The following is a 20,946-nucleotide window of genomic DNA, read 5'->3' on the forward strand; positions in this document are numbered from 1 at the left end:
TAAGTGTGCCTGAAGCCTTTCCTAAATGCTCTATGGAGAGAAGAGGGATAAAGCACCAGGAAGAGCTGATCAAGCGTTACGCTTCACCTATGAGGGCTCGGAAGTCGTCTTCTGATTTGATTTCGACACCGAGTTGTTTGGCTTTTTCGAGTTTGGAAGGTCCCATGTTTTCTCCCGCAAGGATGAAATCGGTTTTGGGGGAAATGGATGAAGACATCTTGCCTCCCAGACTTTCCACTAACTCCTTATACTCGTCGCGACTGTGATGCCGGAATACTCCGCTTATGACTACCGTTTTGCCTGCCAGCACTTGTGTGTCGGCATTGGATGTAGATGCCTCCTGTACGGGACGGCTGAAATTGAGCCCTTTGAAAAGGAGCTGGTCTACCAAATGGTTATTGTCGTAATTGTCAAAATAGATGCGAATACTCTCGGCTATTTTGGGCCCTATCTCGGGTATTGTGATGAGTTCTTCGAATGTAGCAGCTCTGAGGCTATCTATATCCGAATATGCCTTGGTGAGTGTTTTGGCCACCGTTTCTCCCACATATCGGATGCCTAGTCCGTAAAGCAAGGCGTGGAAAGGACGGTCTTTGGACTTCTCTATGCTTGCAACGAGCTTGGAGGCTCCTTTCTTTTGTATTCCCGGCAGGGTGATAAGCTGTGGAGCTGTAAGATCATAGAGATCTGACACGTTGTTTACAAAATGATGCTTGTATAGCAGGTCTATAGTTTCCGGCCCTATATTGATATCGGCAGCTTTGCGACTACAGAAATGCTCGATGCGCCCTTTTTGCTGCGGTGCGCATGATACACTGTCAGGGCAGTAATAAGCAGCCTCGCCATGCTGCCTCACCAAAGGCGTGCCACACGCAGGGCATATGGTGGGGAAGGTCACTGCCTCACCGGTACTTTCTGTACGTGCCGTCAGATCCGTTCCTACAATTTTGGGGATAATCTCTCCTCCTTTTTCTACCAGGACATAGTCGCCTATATGGAGGTCTTTGTCACGTATGAAGTCGGCATTGTGTAGCGAAGCTCTCTTGACTACCGTACCTGAAAGCAACACAGGTTCCAGATTAGCTACCGGTGTGATAGCTCCTGTGCGACCTACTTGGTAGTCCACAGATACCAACTTGGTACGAGCTTGTTCGGCTTGGTACTTGTAAGCTATGGCCCATCGGGGGCTTTTGGCAGTGTAGCCTAGTTGTTCTTGTTCTTTGATGGAGTCTACCTTGAGTACAACTCCGTCAGTGGCTACAGGGAGGTTCTTACGAGCTACATCCCAGTAGTCCAAAAAGGCGTATACCTCTTGCAAAGAGTGACAGCGAGCTATGGCATCTGATATTTTGAGCCCCCAGTGCTTGCAGTCCATGAGACGCTCGTAGTGACTGTCGGGCAGTGTGGGTTGTCCCGGGACGTAGTAGAAGTAGGCATCCATTTGCCTCTTGGCCACAACGGAGGGATCGAGTTGCTTGAGCGTACCGGAGGCCGCATTGCGAGGATTGGCAAACAGCGGTTCACCGTTTTGCTCTCGTTCCTTATTCAAGGCGTTGAATCGAGCAAAAGGAAGTAGTATCTCCCCTCTTATTTCTATATCATCAGGGTAGTCATGCCCTCGGAGTTTGAGTGGTATGGAGCGTATGGTGCGCACGTTGGCTGTGACATCATCACCGTACTGTCCATCGCCCCGTGTCACTGCATGGGAGAGTATACCATGCTTGTAAATGAGAGAAATGGAAAGACCGTCGAATTTGAGTTCTGCAATAATATCGAAATTTCTTCCCGAAAGCTCCCGCTCCACCCTGTGGTAGAAATCTGCCACCTCATCATAATTATAGGTATTGCTTAGCGAGAGCATAGGGTAGCGGTGAGCTATTTGGCTGAATCCTTCCGTCTTATCAGAGCCCACTCGCTGTGTAGGGGAGTCCGGTGTGATAAGTTCGGGGTGAGCGGCTTCGAGCTGTTGCAGCTCTTTCATGAGGAAGTCGAAGTCCCTGTCTTCAATTGTCGGTTGGGAGAGTACGTAGTAATTATAATTGTGCGCATCTATCTCGTTGCGGAGTTCGCGGATGCGTTCTTCTATTCTTTCCATAGTTGAAATACGTTGATCGATTGGTACTCACCTTCAGCCCATATCCATTGAGGTAAGACGGCTGTGGCTTTGAATCCGGCAGATATAAATAACGACTTCGCAGGCGTGTTGAGGTCTGAGACGAAGGCGTAAAGTTGGTGAAGCCTGAGTTTGTCCAAAACGTAGGACGATAGCATTTGTAAAGCTTCCTTACCGTAGCCGTGTTGCCGGTAGCGGCTGTCAATGTAGATGCCCAGCGACACCCTTTTGTGAAAGGCGTCGTAGTCATAAAGAGATATGTTGCCTATGGCAGTTTTACCTGAGTTTTCAAGAATAATGAGTCGGAGATAACCCTCGTCAAAGAGGCTGCGGTGCGATGTCGTGACATAGTTTTGGATAAATGCTTTGCTCACAGGATTGAGGTTGTCGCCACTACTCCATGCCGTGGTGTCGTTTTCCCAGCGGAAAAGAAGTTCGGCATCTTGTGGCTCTATTGCCCTGAAGCTTATGTTTTTCGATTTGAAACAGGCTTGCATATCATACAAATGGGTTAAAACTTGACGGAGTCATTGAAGGTGGTGCGGTTGAGAATCGATCTGCCGAGCGTCACTTCATCAGCATACTCTATCTCATCACCTATAGCGATGCCACGGGCTATCACTGATATCTTCACACCTGTCTCACTCAGTTTGCGGTGGATAAAGAAATTGGTTGTATCGCCCTCCATTGTAGTGCCCAGGGCTAGTATCACTTCACGGATGTCTTCGTCACTGATGCGCTGTATCAGAGATGCGATATTGAGATCCTGAGGACCTATGCCTTCTATGGGAGATATTACACCGCCCAGTACGTGATATAGTCCATGGTATTGAGCCGTATTCTCAATAGCCATCACATCATTGATATTTTGTACCACGCAGAGAGTCTGTCTGTCTCGGCGTGGATTGGCACATATAGGACACAGCTCCGTATCACTGATATTGTGGCACTGCTTGCAATAAACTATGTTGAGGCGTAGATCTTTGAGTGTATCTGCAAATACTGTGGTGTATTCCTCTGGACGTGATAGAAGATGCAAGGTTAGTCTCAGTGCTGTTTTGCGACCAATGCCGGGAAGGGACGAAAATTGCTCCACTGCCCGCTCTACAAGTTTGGATGGATATTGAGTATTCATTGTGCAGTTATTGCAAAAAAGCAAGGGGTTAAGAGCGTACACTCAGGCTTCTTATGCCCGTCTTTCTTCTCTTAACCCCTTATTTCTATTAAATGTTTGTTTAATCCTCTATGAGTTCTATCTCGTTGCCTTCATTGTCTATAAATTTATAATCCAGAAAGGCGAGGCTCTCATTGGGGATTACCCGGATACCTTTTGATATTTTGGACTTCCAAGTCTTTGCGATAGACTTGAACAGCCCTTTCTTCAGGTATGCCGCCACGTAGGGGTGTACGTGCAGCGTGAAATGGGTTACTTTTTGAATCTTTACAAGATGAGTCACCTTTTCTTCCAGCTGGTCTGTAAAGAGTATAGATGATTTCATCGTACCGGTACCCATACAAGTGGGACAAGTTTCTTCATTATTAATTTGCATGGCAGGCCTTACTCTCTGTCGGGTAATCTGCATTACACCAAACTTACTCAAAGGTAAGATATTGTGTCTAGCCCGGTCATTAGCCATCAGCTTTACCATGTATTCATATAACTGCTGTCTGTGTTGGGGTTCATGCATATCGATAAAATCGACTACGATGATGCCGCCCATATCTCTCAGTCGCAACTGGCGAGCCAACTCTTCGGCTGCTGCCATGTTTACGTCCACAGCTGTATTTTCCTGTTCCGTACTATTACGAGACCTGTTACCGCTATTGACATCCACTACGTGCATAGCCTCTGTCTGCTCGATAATCAGGTAAGCTCCACTCTTATAAGTAACAGTGCGCCCAAAGAGCGCTTTGATTTGTTTTGTTATGCCTGTATGATCGAAAATAGGTAATTCGCCTTCATACAACTTTACGATTTCTTCACGACCAGGTGCGATCATTGAGATATAATCGCGTATGGTTTCGTAATATTCTCTGTCATTAACCTGAATGCTCTGAAAAGAGGGATTGAAAGTATCTCTCAAAAGTCCCAAAGCACGTCCTGTTTCTTCGTAGATAATCTTAGGTGCTTTGGCTTTGATGAGTTTGGTAATATTTTCTTCCCATCTACGCACGAGGCGTCTCATCTCTTTGTCCAGCTCTGAGGCCTTTTTGCCTTGAGCCGATGTGCGGATGATAACGCTGAAGTTCTTAGGTTTAATGCTAAGAATAAGTTGCTTCAACCTTGCCCTTTCTTCTTGTGATTGTATCTTTTGTGATACCGATACTTTGTCTGAGAAAGGTACTAAGACCAGATTTCTGCCAGCAAGAGAAATCTCTGTTGTCAGTCGGGGGCCTTTGGTAGAGATAGGCTCTTTGACTATCTGAACCAATACTTGTTGTCCCGCGGTGAGTATGTCACCTATTTTACCGTCTTTGGGCAATTCGGTTCCTGCCTGTACTTTATTCAGCGATGGTACCGTTTTGCTTTTTGCTATCATTTCCATCATCTTCGTCTGGGCGCCAAAGGTCATGCCCAAATCAAGATAGTGGAGGAAAGCATCTTTTTTGTAACCCACATCCACAAAAGCAGCGTTAAGCCCCGGCATTATCTTTTTGACCTTTCCGAGGTATATATCACCTACGGAGAAAGCCAGGTCTCTGCGTTCACGTTGCAACTCCACGAGTTTCTGGTCCTCGAGGACAGCCATCGAAATCTCTTTGGGTGAAACGTCAACAATAAGTTCGCTGTTCACTTGTGATGTTTTTTAGATTTGACAAGAAATAAAATCCGGCTGTTATATAAAACAACAGCGGGGGGAAAGCAGTCTTTTTTAAAAAAACCTTGATCCCCCGTATGCAGTTTATTTCTTCTTGTGTCTGTTCTTTTTCAGCCTTTTCTTACGCTTGTGCGTAGCCATTTTATGTCTTTTTCTTTTCTTTCCGCTTGGCATCTTGAAAAATTTTTATGAGTTTTACTTCTGTTAATTACTTTACTTTGCTTGAAAACATCTTTGAGGGCTTAAAAGCAGGGATGCGTCTCTTCGGGATGATAATAGTAGTTTGCTTAGAGATGTTACGAGCAGTTTTTTCTGCTCTCTCTTTCACGATGAAACTACCGAATCCGCGCAAATATACATTCTCTCCTCTCGAGAGGGAGTCCTTTACTGATTCCATGAATGCTTCCACAACATTCATCGCTGTTTCCTTATCAACTCCCGTAGATTTCGAAATTTCGTTTACAACTTCAGCCTTCGTCATAGCTTTTTATCCTTGTTAAAATTTGATGTGATATTTTCTTTTTTGGTCTGCAAATATAGGGCTTTTCTTTGAAAAATCAATGAATTACAACTCTTTGCATTCCGTTTTAATTCCTTTTTGGTTATTTAATTCTTTTTTAAAGAATTAAAATAAGCGTTTAGCAGCGCATGTGCTCCGGTAAATGAAGACATTTTATCGGTGACAATATTATGTTCTATATCCCCTTGCATTTTCTCTACCGACTCGTTGGCATAAAACGATTTGCGCAGTACTTCATTGATGGTTTCGTACATCCACCATTTGGCTTGGCGTTGCCTTTTTTCATGAAAGTATCCGCTGTCCGTGGTGTAATGCCTGTACTCATCTATCATATCCCAAATTTCTTTTATCCCCAGTGCGTAGTAGCCTGAGTAAGTAAGAACCTTGGGTTTCCAACCGGACTCAGTGGGAGGAAATAGATGTAGGGCGTTGCGAAAATGTGATGCTGCCAGGTTGGCTTTGTCCACATTGTCGCCATCGGCTTTGTTGATCACTATGCCGTCTGCCATCTCCATGATACCTCTTTTTATCCCTTGCAGCTCATCGCCTGTGCCGGCGAGCTGGATGAGCAGAAAGAAGTCCACCATAGAGTGTACAGCCGTTTCGCTTTGTCCCACTCCCACCGTCTCTACAAATATGGTATCGAACCCCGCTGCCTCACACAATATAATAGTTTCTCTTGTCTTGCGTGCCACGCCACCCAGTGACCCTGCTGTGGGGCTGGGGCGTATAAAAGCGTTTTTCTCACGCGACAATAGCTCCATACGCGTTTTGTCACCGAGGATACTTCCTCCCGAGCGCTCGCTGCTGGGGTCTATGGCCAGTACGGCAAGCTTACGCCCCTGCTTGATGAGGTGCATCCCGAAGGAGTCGATGGACGTACTTTTACCCGCACCCGGTACTCCCGTGATCCCTACACGCATAGACTTGCCCGAGTGTGGCAGGCATCGCTCTATGATTTGTTGTGCTATTTCCTGATGTTCGTTTTTGTTACTTTCTACCAGTGTGACAGCCCGGCTCAAGCATGTAATGTCTCCCCGGAGTATTCCGTCCACAAATTCGTCTATAGTATAATTTTTTTTCTCTATTCTCTTGAAATGTGGATTCACTATAGGTTGAGCTTTTACACCCTTGTTTACTTTAAGGCCTTCGTAACACGTATCATTTTCGGGATGATGCATCTGTTCGTCTAGTATATCCATTATATAAAGTTTGTTCAGAGTTTGTTACTTTGTTTCAAAGATAATAATTTTTACGCCCATCCGAGCTATCTTATTGTATAAATTGATTTTATTCTTTGTGGAGAGGCCTTTTTGCGGTGTCGGCTTTGGTGCTTAATCCCCGTATGCAAAGAGCTGTCTTCTATAATTATAAACGCATTTTACATCAGTTTAATTGTTTACGAAGAAGTCTTACGCTTATTATGTGTTAATTCATAAGATATCTTATGAATTAGAAATAAGCGTATTGGTAAGAATATTTTTTTCGTGTGTACCTCCTGTTTTTTTATGTAAGACATATACAATTATGTCCTATCAACACATTCTTGATGTGTCATTATGATGTGTTTTATGGCTAAATGTAATCATAATGATATCTCTTTGTACTCGTTGAAGGACTTGACAAAGGGGGGTACGATGTTGTATCTTTGTCATGTATCCGAAGTCTCCATTGTATTCAAATAAATTAATATCTGCATGTCCCCTTCTATCATCAGTGATATAAATAGCCTGACTAATATGTTGTTATCGGTAACTGCCCATGATGACTTGTCTCGGTATATCCGGCATGCCGTGGATTACGGGTGTATCTTAGAGGTGTAGCACATACCCCTTATCCACACATCTATTTTATCGGGTAGCGCTTTCTTGCTCGCTACTGTTCTATCCTTTTTTGATCCCCATATTACAGTTAAAACACGATTGTATCTTAACTAAAACACGACAACATTTTAGTTAAAATACTCCAGTGTTTTAGTTAAACCACCGCCGTGTTATAGTTAAGATACCGTTGTATGATAACTATAGTACGGCTGTATTTATATCAAATATCGAGGAGTGTCTTATCACCGGTCTTATTCTGTTTTTTGAAGGGATAATATCGTTTTTGACCACCATATTCAGGGTGGTTTATTCTCTGTAAGGCTTCGAAAAGTAATTTAGTTGACAGGCTATTAGCTCTTTGCAATTTATTTTTTTACATAATCACAGAGTCTGTAAGTGTCATTATGATGCGCCGGGAGAGTATATCCTGACTTTTTGCTGTTTTGATTCTTTGCGTGGGTTATGTTAGCGGTAAAATCGAGTGTATAGAAAACCACTGTCTTCCGCCGCAATGCGCTTGTGATACAGTGCTTTCTCATCGGGTGATGGGGGTGATAGCTCGCCTTGCTTGTGGATACGCAAGCGTCTTAGGGCATAAAAGCGCCTTACCTCTCTCATTTCAGCAGAGAAGAGCCCGTACTTACGGTAGGTTCTTTTGATGCTTTTGATCTTCATGCGTTTGAGGTAGAAGTCCTTGCTCTCCTGCCGTATCTGTGTGGCCATAGCAAGGCTCTCCTGCGGATCTGCACTATACAGCCCCGCGTAGCAAGTAGCGAGGTAGCCGTGATCATGTTCCATGATGAGCTTGCGCAGGTTGTGCACACGCTGCTCCGTGGTCAAAGGCTTGGGATGGAAAATGATGCGGTTGAGGTCCACCAGATAGAAGTGGTATATACTCGCAGTGTCTTGATGATAGATGATATTGCCGGCTGAGAGATCGAGGTGTTCCACTCCTTGGTTGTGCAGATTGAGTATGTACTGCGCAAGGGCTTGCAACAGATCCGCATCAGGGCTGTCTGTCTGCATCAAGTCACGTATCTGTAAAGTATCGGGTATAAATTCGCAGGTGTAAAAACCTTTGTCAAAAAATCCCCACCTGTAATATTCCACATAGTCTACGGCAGTAGGATTTTCTATTCCCAGGGATGACAGTGTGGCCGCATTCTCAAATGAACGTCTGCACTTCGTAGTGCGAAAGAAGGTGTAGGAGATCTTTTGCACCAAGTTGGGCGATGCAAAGGATTTGATCACAAGCTTGTGATGCGAATCCCGAGGCGAGTCAAATACCTTGAGTACGTTGCGGGCACGGTAGATCTCCGTGCCATCATAGTCAAATCCGGCAATGAGGCTGAGCAAGGCATCCTTCTGCGGTAGGTAAGAAGGAGCTATTGCAAAGTCTTTGAGTGTGTGCTGAGATAGGTCGGGCATGTTTTTGTCTCTCTGTGTGACGTGTGGCCTTTTATCGGGTAGCGGATCCCGGGTTGTTACGTCTCCATCTCTTGTACAGAGGATAACCCACAGCCGCTATAGCTGCCAGCAGTAGGATTATCTGTGCTATGAAAGCCAGAGTCTCTGTGGTATGGATGGATTTAGGATCGAATATCATCTCCACCTTGTGGGCTCCTGCCGGGATCACCATACCTCTCAGGATGTAGTCCGTACGGAATATGGAAGCAGGTTTGCCGTCGACAAACGCCTTCCAGCCATGAGGATAGTATATCTCAGAGAATACTGCCACACGGCTACGGGTATTGCCCTTGATGTCATATACCGCTTTGTTGGGCTTGTACTCTTTCAGTGTTATGGTGGCACTATCCTTGGTGGTTATGGGGGTGGATGCTGATTTGATTTCGTTGGTCTCGAATCTGCGATCTATCACCGCCGTAGTGTTGAGGATTACATTGTTCAAGGATTTCATCTCCTCGTTAGCATTATTTACCCACGCCACATCGTCTACAAACCATGCGGGGCCGAATGCTTGCGGGTTGTAGAGTACGGATATCTGACCGTTTTCCTGTGGCGCTATATAGTATCTCGTATCGAGCATGTTGAGTACTTGCTGGTTCTGCTTGGTGATCTGATGTTCTATGAGATCCTGGTAACGCTGTAGCTTAGCCGGGTGATACCCCCCTATGCTGCGGTGCTTATAGCTTGTGGTGGCATCGTTGAATGTACTTACGGAGAGGTTGAGTACACGGTAGTGAGGATCTTTGTCTTGGGTGATTTCCTTGTCTGCATCCGTCACGGGATGAGCTTGTGCCTGCACTTGTGTGTTGTCGATAAAGTGTGAGTCGTTGAGGTAATTCTTGTCTACCACCCACAGGTCGGCAAGGGTGATGACCCCGAGTATGATCAATGCCGGTACTCGCTTGAGCTTGTCTATAGCATAGAAATACATCACAGCGCAACCTGCGACTATGACACCTAAACTGTACAATGCACTTGTGCGCAGTATATATTCGCGAGCCGATTTCAGGGCGCTCATGATACCTGACACATCAGGGTGCCCTGCTACCTGACGAAACATCTCTTGCTCCTGCTTGCTCAGCAGTGTAGTAAACAGCGAGGGGGCAAGGACAAAAAGCAAGGCTATACCGGCTGTGACGCCAAGGCTTACTCCCAGAGCTGTTTTGTTTTTGAGTACAGGTTTGGGATCTTTGAAGAATTGTACCAACGCCAGTATGGCGAGGGTGGGGATGGAAAACTCCGCGATCACAAGTATGCTGGATACTGTGCGGAACTTATTGTACAGCGGCATATAATCTATGAAGAAGCTTGTGAGGCTCATGAAATTGTGCCCCCATGCAAGCAGTATGGAGAATACCGTAGCTGCTATCATAGCCCACTTGATGGGCCCTTTGACAATGAAGCATCCCAAAAAGAATAAAAACAGCACAAATGCGCCCACATATACCGGCCCTGCCGTAAAGGGCTGATCTCCCCAGTAATGATTCATCTGTGACACCGGATTGACATATATGGGGTTCACCTTTTCCATAGCTTTGATATCCTGTCCCATGTAGCCTGAAGCTCCCCCTTTGAAATCAGGGATCAGCAGTGTCATGGTCTCGCCTATGCCGTAGCTCCACTGGGTGATGTACTCTTTGTCCAGCCCGGATTTGTTTTCGTGATTGGACTGTGGTACGGAACCATCTTCTTGCTTGAGTGTGAGTTCGCTACCGCCACGCATGGTCTCTTTACTATACTCATACGTATGATACAGCCCTGATGCATTGATAGCGATACCTATGATACCCGATACAATGACTACAGCCGTGGCTTTGAGGAAATGGGGGATGGTTTTGTTGCGTATAGCTTCGACCAGGTAGCCAATCATGAGGAAGAGCATGACAAAGAAGAAATAGTAGCTCATCTGTATATGATTGGCCATGATTTGTAGCGCGGAGAAGAAAGCTGTTACCACGGCTCCTTTGAGGTAGTTACCCTTGTAGCACCAAATAAGTCCCGCAATGGTGGGTGGTATGAAAGCCAGTGCCGTGAGTTTCCAGATATGGCCTGCCACAATGAGTATGATGAAATAGCTCGAGAAGGTCCACATCACCGCACCTATGAGTGAGGGGAGGCGGCGCAAAGCCAGTGAGCGCATGAAGATATAAAAGCCTATGAGCATGGCAAAGATGAGCCATGCCTCACCCGGCAGGATGTCCAGAGGCTTGCGTAGCGTGAGTATGTCTTGTGTGGTTTGTAGTGCCTGGGTAGAGGGATAGCTGGGAGCTATCTGGTACATGGGCATACCGCCGAATAGACTATTGGTCCAGTAAGAAGTTTCTCCTGTCTGCTCTTTGTAATCTCTTACATCCTGCGCGGTACCGCTGGCACCTGCCACGTCTTGCTGAAAGAGTTGTCTGCCCTCGAATACAGCAGGATAGAAGTATGCCAGAGAGATCGTGGCAAAGATAAGTACAACACCGAGGATGGGATATATTCTTTTCCAGACTGATTTCCATTGGGCAGGAGTCTGCGGCATGACGGAGTGAGTATTCTTCTTTTCGGATACCATAAGTTATATTGTTGTATTGTTTATCTTAATTAACGGATATTTGCCCCGATATTGCCGAAGCTGTATTTTTAATTGTAAAAGGTGTTGTCAAAAGCGGTAAATTCCGGCTTGCGCAAGACGTATTTATTCCACCATGCTCTTATAAATCCCGAGCCGTATCCCAGTAGCTGTACATAGGATGCCGCTACAGCCATGAGAGCGATCTTGGGAGAGCGGGTTTGCCCCACAGCATCCACCCAAATGATAAACGCCAGCAAAAGCAGAGGCAGCAACGCCCACAGGCTGAAACATGCCAGCACCAGCAGTGCTGCACAGCCCAAGGTAAATAGGGCGGGTAGTGTGTGTACGGCTTTCATGCTACCGGGGTGCCGCGTCTCGAGGTGTATACGTGCTATACCGGAATTGTGCACTTGTTTGAAAAACTTTTTGAGATCAACTCTCCTCTTGTGATAGACAAAGGCTTCAGGGAAGAGCAGTACTTTGTAACCACCCTTGAACAGTCGCAGGCTGAAATCGATGTCTTCGCCGAAACGCATATCTGAAAATCCACCCAAAGCATTATATACCTCTTTGCGACAACCCAAATTGAAGCTTCGGGGGTAAAATTTGTCCATTTTTTTCTTGCCCCCGCGTATTCCTCCTGTGGTGATGAAAGAGGTCATAGCATAGTTGATAGCCTTTTGCATGGGCAGGAAGTCCTGTGACGCAGCATCCGGTCCGCCGAAGGCATCGGCATGGGTCTCCATCACTGCTTTGTGGACTTCGTAGAGGTATTGTGAAGGCAATACCACGTCAGAGTCCAGAATGATGAGGTAATCACCCCGGCTCAGTGTGGCACCTATGTTGCGTGCTTTTGCGGGACCACCGTTGGGCACTACATGATATGTGATATCAAGCCTGTTACTGAATTGCGCCACTTCTTCATCGCATTTTACCGAGGACCCGTCTTCCACGATTACGACTTCGAAGTCTCGATACGATTGCTTCGTGAGACTTTCCAGCAATTCCCGCACTTCGTCGGGTCTGTTATATACAGGTATGATGATCGAATACACTATACTATATCATTATAATTTCCACTCTGCACCGTCTTTGGTGTCTTTGATGGTAAAGCCTATGGCTGTGAGCTCGTCACGTATCTTGTCAGAGGTAGCCCAGTCTTTCTTCGACTTGGCCTCGGCACGGATATTGAGCAAAAGATCTATGGCTTTGCCAAAGGCTTCGTTGCCTTCTGATCCCGCAGCTCTCTCATCCTTCAGTCCCAGAATGTCGAAAAGGAACAGGCGGTATGCAGTGCTGAGCTCATCCAGGTCGGCTTGAGTTATCGAAGCCTGTCCGTTGTGAACGGAGTTGATGGCTCTGGCTGCTTCGAAAAGCTGTGCTATCACCATGGGGCTGTTGAGATCATCATTGAGGGCTTCATAAGATTTACTGCGAAGGTCACTGATCTCTACCGTGGATTGTGCACTTGTTTTCAGGTTGTCCAGCAATGCTGCTGCATCCAGCAGGCGTTCCAACCCTTTTTCCGATGCTTGTAAGGCTTCATTGCTGAAGTCTACCGTGCCTCTGTAGTGGGCTCCAAGGATAAAGAATCTGATGGTCATAGGGCTGTAAGCCTGTACCAGAGCAGCATGCTCGCCGGTAAAGAACTCGTCGAGGGTGATGAAGTTGCCCAAGCTCTTGCCCATCTTCTGCCCATTGATGGTGATCATATTATTGTGCATCCAGTAGTGTACCATGGGTTCGCCCTGAGAAGCTACTGCCTGAGCGATCTCGCACTCATGGTGAGGAAACACCAGGTCCATACCACCCCCGTGGATGTCGAAGTGATTGCCCAGATATTTATTGCCCATAGCGGTACACTCGCAGTGCCATCCGGGGAAACCCTCGCTCCAAGGGCTGGGCCATCTCATGATATGCTCTGGCTGGGCTTTCTTCCACAGTGCGAAGTCGAGCCCGTTTCTTTTTTCGCTTTGGCCGTCCAGTTCACGGGTATTGTTCATCATATCTTCGATATTACGCCCGCTCAGTACTCCGTACTTATAATCTTTGTTGTACTTCTCTACGTCGAAGTATACAGACCCCTCGCTTACATAGGCGTAGCCTGCGTCAAGGATGCGCTGTACCAGTGCTATCTGTTCTATGATATGCCCTGATGCCATGGGTTCTATGCTGGGAGGCAATACATTGAGCCTATCCATAGCATGGTGATAGCGCAGCAAATAATACTGTACCACTTCCATGGGTTCCAACTGCTCCAGCCTTGCTTTCTTGGCAATCTTATCTTCCCCCTCGTCAGCATCGTGCTCCAAGTGACCTACATCAGTGATGTTACGTACATAGCGTACTTTGTAGCCGAGATGCTGAAGGTAGCGGAAAAGCAAATCGAAAGTGATGGCAGGTCTGGCATGTCCCAGATGCGCATCGCCATAAACAGTGGGGCCACATACATAAAGTCCTACATGTGGTTCGTTATAAGGTATAAACTGTTCTTTCTTACGGGACAGTGTATTATAGATGTGCAAAGGATGTTCCATAAAAATATGTGGGTGTATTACTATAATACGCAAAGATACTCAAGAATGATTATTTGACAACATAAATGTAGCTGATTGAATCAAATGATAGTTTTAATTGCGTTTTCATGTCGGTTTTATTTCTTTCAAAAAGTCTATTCTCTCATGAATAATGTTTAGCTTTGTGTCATATGATAAAACTAAAGTGAAAAAGTCCATGGAGAATAATTTTTGTGTAATCATGGGTGGAGGCATAGGTAGTAGATTCTGGCCGTTGAGCCTGGAGAGCTATCCTAAGCAGTTCTTAGATTTTTTTGGGTTGGGTAGGTCACTTCTTCAGATGACTTACGATAGATTTCTCAATTTTGTTCCCAAAGAGAATATTCTCATAGTCACCAATGAAAATTATGCCCAAACAGTTCGAGAACAACTCCCGGAGTTGAGCAGCTCACAGATCCTTACAGAACCGACCAGACGTAATACAGCGCCCGCCATAGCGTATGCCTGCTATAATATTTATGCCAAGAATCCTGAGGCCAACATCATCGTAGCTCCCTCTGATCATTTGATTTTGAGAGAGAATGAGTTTGTCAAAGCTGCAGAGAAAGCTTTGAATTTTGTGCGTGAGCAGGCACAGCTGGTCACACTGGGTATAATGCCTTCGCGACCTGAAACCGGATATGGATATATCCAGATGGCTGATGATAAAATAGGAGACTTCATACAAGTAAAGACATTTACGGAGAAGCCCAACAGAGAGATGGCCGAAGTATTTATTCAGAGCGGCGAATTTCTTTGGAATAGCGGCATGTTTGTGTGGAATGTCCGTAGTATACTGAAAGCCTTTCGTCAGCATCTTCCTGAAATCAGCTCACTGATGGATGAAGGTCTCGAAAATAAGTTCAATACTGATCAAGAGCAAGACTTTATTCACAAAGCATTCCCTTTGTGCCCGAATATTTCTATTGATTACGGCATTATGGAGAAGGCTGAAAATGTGATGGTCTTGCCTGTGGATTTTGGCTGGGCAGATTTAGGTACATGGGGCTCTCTTTACGAGCTTAGTCCGAAAGATGAGCAGGAGAATGTATCCCTCAAAACCAAATCAATGTTCTATGAAGCCCACCGCAACATCGTCTCGGTAGATGACCCCGATAAGTTGGTTGTAGTGCAGGGGATAGACGATTGTGTGATCGCGGAGGCCAATAATGTCTTGCTCATATGCAAACAAGATCAGGAACAGCGGATAAAACATTTTTCCGCAGACGCCTCCATCAATTTTGACCAGAAATATAATTGACAAACTATACAGGAACGGAAGTCTAACGCCCCAAAGACTTCCGCTCTTTTATTATACTATTACCGATACAGGGCATTTCCTTTTTTACCTTATATACAATACCGGATGGAAAGCTTACTTCATTACTTATGGCAGTATCAGCTATATGACAAGCTCGAATTTGTAACTTCTAATGCATATAGTGACAACACAATAGAAATAATTGATCCCGGCCAACTCAATCATCACGCAGGACCTGACTTCTTCAATGCAAAGGTCAAGGTAAATGATCTCACTCTTGTTGGTAATATTGAGATTCACCTCAAAAGCAGTGATTGGGTCAAACATCGCCACCAACATGACCCTGCTTACGACAATGTAATACTACATATTGTGGCTGAGCATGACACTCCCTGTTATAACTCACAAGGCAAACCCCTTGATACCGGGGTAATGTATATCCCTGAGTATACACGGCTCGAAGCTCAAAGAATGTTGCATCACGATGAGTTTCCGTCGTGCTCCCTGCGATTGCCCAATCTTGATAATATACAGAAGATCCAATGGCTTGATAGACTTACGTCCGAGAGACTGGAACAAAAAGCAAATAACATATTACAATCCTACCAAGAGTGCCGAGGCAATTGGGGAGAGGTCTTTTATCGCTTGCTGATGCGTTACTTTGGATTTGGTCTCAACAATGATGCTATGGAGATGCTGGCACGGAGCATACCTTTCAGTATAATACAGAAACACCGCAACAATATGATGCAGATAGAAGCTGTATTGATGGGACAGGCTTCCTTGCTTCCCGAAATACCGGAAGACGACTATACCTACAAGCTAAAAACCGAGTATGAATTTATGCGACATAAGTTCTCTCTCAAACCGCTGCCTCGTGGTGTATTCAAGATGCATCGCATACGTCCTGCAAACTTCCCCCACAGGCGTATTGCTCAGGTGGCTTCTATATTACACAGAGAGGAGTTCCTGCCCGACAAATGCCTTTACACTACAAGTCTGGGTGATCTTGATAAATTCTTCGAGACTACTATATCCAAATACTGGGAAAAGCACTACCATTTCAAAAGCAATGAGACTATACAAAATATATTCTCCGGCAGGTTAAGTGATCTGGGTATTAAAATTCTTTTGATCAATGTCGCTATTCCATTCATCTTCGCCTATGGAATAAAAGAGCAGAATGAAGAGCTGAAAGTGCGCGCCATAGATTTCTTGGACAAAATTCCGGCAGAGAATAACCGCTATACCCGACAATTCAAGAAGCAAGGCATTCGAGCCAAAACGGCTGCGGAAAGTCAGGCGCTTGTGTGGCTATCCAAAAACTACTGCGAGAAGAAGAAATGCTATTATTGCCAGTGGGGCCGATTGTTTCTGACTACTCCTTTGGTCAAGGGGAATATGCCTAACACTGGTGTGTAACAGTGTTTTTATTACCTGAAGAATCCTGTATAAACAATATCACGGAGCCTCAACAATAAATTGCGAATCCGTGATGTATTATATATGTGTATGCGGTATCAGTACGCTGTGCTCTGTGGGTCGAAGTTAGTCCATTTCGCAGCCCAGTTATCGCCTTGAGCAAATGCTCCGGCATAAGCAACTCTGCTCAATCCTTTCAGCTTGGCATCTGTGAAAGAAGCTGCGTTGAGTACCGGGCTTCCTGCTATGGGCATATAAGTAGCATTAAGCTTCATGTCACTGTAACTTGCCTTTGATTTGTTCTTGTTGGCGGGAAGGAGGAAGTACTCTACCGAGAATGGAGTCTTGGTGTTGTCTGTGGTGATACCTCCATCAGTAGAATAGACAGAGACTAATTTTTTATTTACATCAGTTCCGGGAATACCCACCTGTGCCATTAAGATGTTTTGCACCTTAAGTTCTCCGGCAGTTGCTGCACCCTGTGTAGCCGAGCCTTTGTCATTCTCGATGATAATGCCTACAGGCCATCCTGCGATAACAGAGTTGAAGATGCTGAGGTGAGAGTTACGTCTTATCTGAATAGCTGACTGGAACAATCCCAGTTTTGAGCCGTTGTTCGGCGCATTTCCATCCGCATTGATATAGGTATTGTTGTTTTTAAAATCAGGGTTATTGACCATAGGACCTATCAACGTTACGTTGGAAAAGACTGCCGATGTATATGGAGCTTTGGTGCTGCCGCTACCGTCATTGTCCGATTCAAAGCTGTTGGAGTAAGATCCGTCCGCAATGCGACCATCTCTTACCGAAAGCGCAAACTGCACCTTGCCGGAATAGCCGAAGTCAGTATCGAAGTCATCATCCCATCCTCTGTAAGCAATCAAATGCGTAGCATTGACCGTACCGCCAAACCACTCGAATGAGTCGTCATTGGAGTGTGATACTTGTATGTGATCTAGCTTGGTCTTTGATCCTACAGATCCTAATGTAAGACCGTTGATTTCATTGTCCGGAGTAAAAGGAGTACCGGCAAACTCTATTCTCACATAGGAGAGTACACCGGAATTGTCTTCGTCATTGTCTCCGCCGAATTTAGTGCGCAACCCGCCTTCTATAGTTGCAGTTCCTTGGTTGTTTCTTGCATTGCCACAGAGGATAATGCCGCCCCAATCTCCCGGTTTTCTCATGCCTTTGGGCTGGTTACTGGTAAACACAATAGGAGCGTCAGGAGTGCCTTGTGCGTATATCTGTGCACCGGGCTCTACTACCAACGCAGCTTTGGTGGCCTTGTCCCCTTTGATCACCGTTCCCGGTTCTATAGTCAGTGACGATCCTTTGGTAACGTAGATCCAGCCTTTCATCACATAAGTACCTTTTTTGAGGAGGTATTTACCACCTTTCACTTCGTAGGCATTGGTGCCGTCGCCAATAATATTACCGTCGAGTACCGGCATTGCTTTCATGTCGCCTGTTCCCGGTATAGGAGTCGGTATGGTTTTAGTTGTGTTGCTTTCGCCACAAGAGGAAAGCCCCGTCAGTGCTAATAAACTCATTGAAAGGATAAACAAACTTTTTTTCATTTTCATCTTGATTGAATTGGTTGTTGTTAATGTGTGATTTGTTTGATCAGAATTTATAAGAAGCAGAGAGTGATATATCAGTGCCGCTATTATAAGCCCGCGTTGTTTGCTCACGCTGTTGTAGTTTGCCCTCGTTGTCAATAAAGCGGGGAAACTCTTTGTAAAGCGCGCGGCTGTTGAGTATATTCTTCATAGAGAGTTTGAGCCCCAGTCTGGCGGTAGGTTGCCATCCCACGGTGAGGTCGATAATATCCCGAGGCATCTCATAGCTGTCAGGGAAGCTATTGTTTATTCTGTCCGCATCCGTTGCCCCTGTGGTGTCGGTCATACCCACCCCTACAATACGTTTCCCGATACGGTTGTATAGGATGGAGGCCGACACAATTTTTGAGGGATGCATGTAAAAGAGAGCGGCATTGATCATGTAAGGCGATTGACCTTGCATGGGTCTATCCTTGTCTGCCGATCTGTTGTTAGGTTCAAATCTGACTTTACTCTTGACCAAAGCACCGTTGAATTGTAGGGTGAAGTCTTTGAGTCCCATAAAACCAAGTCCTTTGCGGATCTCGAGCTCTGCACCGTAGTTGTCCGCCGCCTTAGCATTTTTGAAGTAGTAGCGATATGATCCGCCTGCCACATCATAACTCCACTCTATAGGGTCGGTAAAGTTCTTGTAGAAGAGTGCCAGCGAAATTTTCTCGTTATTTTCAGGGTACCATTCATAGCGCATGTCTATATTATGTACGTATGCAGGCTTAAGCTCGGGGTTACCACTAACGTCACTAAAGAGTTCGAAGTCATAGTACACTGCCGGTGACAATTCACGGAACTCACCGCGGTTTATAGTTCGTCCCCATGAAAGTCTTATTTGGTTTTTCTCATTGAAGCCGTAGGTCATATTGACGCTGGGATAAATACCGAGATCAGTAAACGTTTTGTTTTCGCGGAGTGAAGGGTTGTCTTTGGCTTTGTATATATCCAGTGTCATCCTGTTGTGCTCCAGTCTTGCTCCTGTGTAGATGCTCAGCTTTCCTATGGGAATATTCAAAGCCGCATAGTAAGCCGCTTGCAGGCTCTTACCTCCGTAGCTATTGGTCCAGTCTATATCTTCATTAATAAATAGTTTGTCAGTCGTGTAATTTCCGGGAACAAAGATTTCTTTCACGGGATCGTTATAAAGCATATCGATAAATCCGGGGCGATTCCTGTTGGCTGATAGGTCATAGTTGAAGGCTCTTGTGAGATATTCTCTTTGTCTCAGTTCTGCGTAAGCACCTGTTTTCAGAGTCATCTCGGTCTTACCGATGTTTAGTATTTGTTTGTAGTCAGCTTTAGCCGTACCTATATTTTCGCTTAGGCGTGTAAATTGTCGAGATGCCTCTACCATCTCAAGTTGCCCGAAGTGTGGGTCTGAGGGATTGGTATTCTCCTCTCTATCCAATATTCTTCTGTCGGGTCTATTGTTGTTGGAGTAGCTGTAGCTTGCGAGCCAATCAACACGTTGCTCGTGTGATGTACCGTTCCAAGTGCCCGATAGCTGGCTAGTGAGTATGGTGCGACTGTTGTAGAAGTATTCGTTTTTCGTCACGTCGTATTCTCCGCTGATAACCTCTTTTCCACTTCTGTCGGTATATCTATTGATGCCCAGCAGATTCACGTTGTTTTTCCACGAAAAACTCAGCCTCTCGGTAGGCTTGTAAGATACATTGAGCATAGCGCCCAGTATATTGCCGATAACATAGCGGTTGTCGTGAAACTTTTTTAGATAGATAGGTTCGTCCTTATTCTTGTTGTAGAGGTCGAGTCTGTTGTTGGACATATCCTTGACAGACCTATAGGTGTGATTGTAATTTACCGAAGCCAATAAGCCAGCCTTTTTACCATCTCCCAAGTTGAATATCCTGTTGATAGAGGCGCTCACACCGAAGTCTGATACCGGTTTGACATTACGTATGAGCCAATTCGGATTAAATCCGCTTTGGGCAGCCTCGACAAGTTGTGTGCGATTACCATTGTCAAGTTGTGATTTTGCTACCGATCGTAGCGCTCTGTGTCCGCCATCAAGTCCCAGAGCATCATAGAATCCACCCTTGTTATAAAGAAAGTCTTTGAGGTGAGTTTCAGTATTAACACCTGCTTTTACGCTAATCTGTGCGCTGTTGGATGTGGGGATATCTTTGGTGTCAAGTAATATAAATCCTCCTGAAAAATCTGATGGATACTCCGGCGCAGGGCTTTTTACCACCACCATATTGTCTAACTGATCCGAAGGTATCTGATCGAAGGAGAAAACTCTGGAGTCAGCATCAGAGCTCGGTACGGAGGCTCCGTTGATCCATACATTATTATATCTCTGGTTCAATCCCCTTACCATGACGTACCTATTGTCCATAAGTGTGATGCCCGGTATACGCTTCATTGCATCGGATGCATTGCTGTCACCTGTGCGTGAGATCTGCTGGGCACTGATGCCGTCAGTGACCACAAGGCTTTTACGTGCTTGGGATATCAGCGATACCTCGCTGTTTTTGCGAGCTTGTGCTACTACGTATACCGATTCCAGTCGTGACGATTCGCTTTCGAGTTTGATGACAAGCGGGTCAGTCTCTTTACTATTTCGGGTGGATATACTCACCTTCCGGGGCTTATAGCCCACATATCTTACTTCACCTTCGTATGTGCCTTCCGGTACAGCAGGTATGGAAAACTCTCCATTAATATCTGTGAACGCTCCTTTGTTGATTTTTTTGATATAAACAGATGCACCCATGAGTGGACTATTGTCCGATGCATCTACGATTAAACCTTTCAGTGCTACAGGTGCAGGAGGTA

At 45.5% G+C, this 20,946-nt stretch carries 14 protein-coding genes; 2 read left to right on the forward strand and 12 right to left on the reverse strand.

Features of this window, described 5'->3' with window-relative positions; genetic code table 11:
• Positions 1–76: 76 nt before the first annotated feature.
• From ligA to cysS, 10 genes are all read right to left on the reverse strand, one after another.
• Positions 77–2,095, reverse strand: a complete 2,019-nt coding sequence (ligA, locus tag VYJ22_RS02155) for an NAD-dependent DNA ligase LigA (RefSeq protein ID WP_329904776.1) — start codon at positions 2,093–2,095, stop codon at positions 77–79.
• Entirely contained in the window at positions 2,083–2,610 is a 528-nt protein-coding gene (locus VYJ22_RS02160; RefSeq protein ID WP_329904778.1) for a GNAT family N-acetyltransferase, read from the reverse strand. Before VYJ22_RS02160 ends, ligA begins: the two co-directional genes overlap by 13 nt.
• Before the next feature lie 14 nt (positions 2,611–2,624).
• Positions 2,625–3,248, reverse strand: coding sequence for a recombination mediator RecR (gene recR, locus VYJ22_RS02165; RefSeq protein ID WP_329904779.1), 624 nt, complete (start codon positions 3,246–3,248; stop codon positions 2,625–2,627).
• Between the two features lie 100 nt (positions 3,249–3,348).
• Positions 3,349–4,908, reverse strand: coding sequence for an Rne/Rng family ribonuclease (locus VYJ22_RS02170; RefSeq protein WP_329904781.1), 1,560 nt, complete (start codon positions 4,906–4,908; stop codon positions 3,349–3,351).
• A gap of 232 nt (positions 4,909–5,140) precedes the next feature.
• Positions 5,141–5,413, reverse strand: coding sequence for an HU family DNA-binding protein (locus tag VYJ22_RS02175; protein WP_329904782.1), 273 nt, complete (start codon positions 5,411–5,413; stop codon positions 5,141–5,143).
• A gap of 125 nt (positions 5,414–5,538) precedes the next feature.
• Positions 5,539–6,633: a methylmalonyl Co-A mutase-associated GTPase MeaB gene (gene meaB, locus VYJ22_RS02180; protein ID WP_329905550.1), complete on the reverse strand. Its 1,095-nt coding sequence runs from the start codon at positions 6,631–6,633 to the stop codon at positions 5,539–5,541.
• Between the two features lie 1,107 nt (positions 6,634–7,740).
• Complete coding sequence (locus VYJ22_RS02185) at positions 7,741–8,703, reverse strand: lipopolysaccharide kinase InaA family protein (protein ID WP_329904783.1); 963 nt, start codon at positions 8,701–8,703, stop codon at positions 7,741–7,743.
• Positions 8,704–8,734: 31 nt separating this feature from the next.
• Positions 8,735–11,296 carry a YfhO family protein gene (locus VYJ22_RS02190; RefSeq protein ID WP_329904784.1) on the reverse strand — a complete coding sequence of 854 codons (2,562 nt, stop codon included), beginning with the start codon at positions 11,294–11,296 and terminating at the stop codon, positions 8,735–8,737.
• Positions 11,297–11,364: 68 nt separating this feature from the next.
• A complete protein-coding gene (locus tag VYJ22_RS02195; protein WP_329905552.1) occupies positions 11,365–12,354 on the reverse strand; it encodes a glycosyltransferase in 990 nt (329 codons plus the stop codon).
• Between the two features lie 9 nt (positions 12,355–12,363).
• Positions 12,364–13,833, reverse strand: coding sequence for a cysteine--tRNA ligase (gene cysS, locus VYJ22_RS02200; RefSeq protein WP_329904785.1), 1,470 nt, complete (start codon positions 13,831–13,833; stop codon positions 12,364–12,366).
• A 196-nt stretch (positions 13,834–14,029) separates the two neighbouring features.
• Here cysS and VYJ22_RS02205 point away from each other — a divergent pair, with 196 nt between their 5' ends.
• Together VYJ22_RS02205 and VYJ22_RS02210 are read left to right on the forward strand one after the other, a co-directional pair.
• Positions 14,030–15,112 carry a mannose-1-phosphate guanylyltransferase gene (locus tag VYJ22_RS02205; RefSeq protein ID WP_329904787.1) on the forward strand — a complete coding sequence of 361 codons (1,083 nt, stop codon included), beginning with the start codon at positions 14,030–14,032 and terminating at the stop codon, positions 15,110–15,112.
• A gap of 105 nt (positions 15,113–15,217) precedes the next feature.
• The gene (locus VYJ22_RS02210; protein WP_329904790.1) at positions 15,218–16,534 is read left to right on the forward strand and encodes a DUF2851 family protein; all 1,317 of its coding nucleotides are present in this window, start codon (positions 15,218–15,220) and stop codon (positions 16,532–16,534) included.
• 98 nt (positions 16,535–16,632) lie between these two features.
• Here the strand turns inward: VYJ22_RS02210 and VYJ22_RS02215 are convergent, their stop codons facing one another.
• A complete protein-coding gene (locus VYJ22_RS02215; RefSeq protein WP_329904791.1) occupies positions 16,633–18,114 on the reverse strand; it encodes a hypothetical protein in 1,482 nt (493 codons plus the stop codon).
• A 46-nt stretch (positions 18,115–18,160) separates the two neighbouring features.
• Positions 18,161–20,884: a TonB-dependent receptor gene (locus VYJ22_RS02220; protein ID WP_329904792.1), complete on the reverse strand. Its 2,724-nt coding sequence runs from the start codon at positions 20,882–20,884 to the stop codon at positions 18,161–18,163.
• Positions 20,885–20,946 lie beyond the last annotated feature (62 nt).

Origin of the sequence: Porphyromonas pogonae, assembly GCF_036320655.1 — a bacterium.
GTDB lineage: Bacteria > Bacteroidota > Bacteroidia > Bacteroidales > Porphyromonadaceae > Porphyromonas > Porphyromonas pogonae.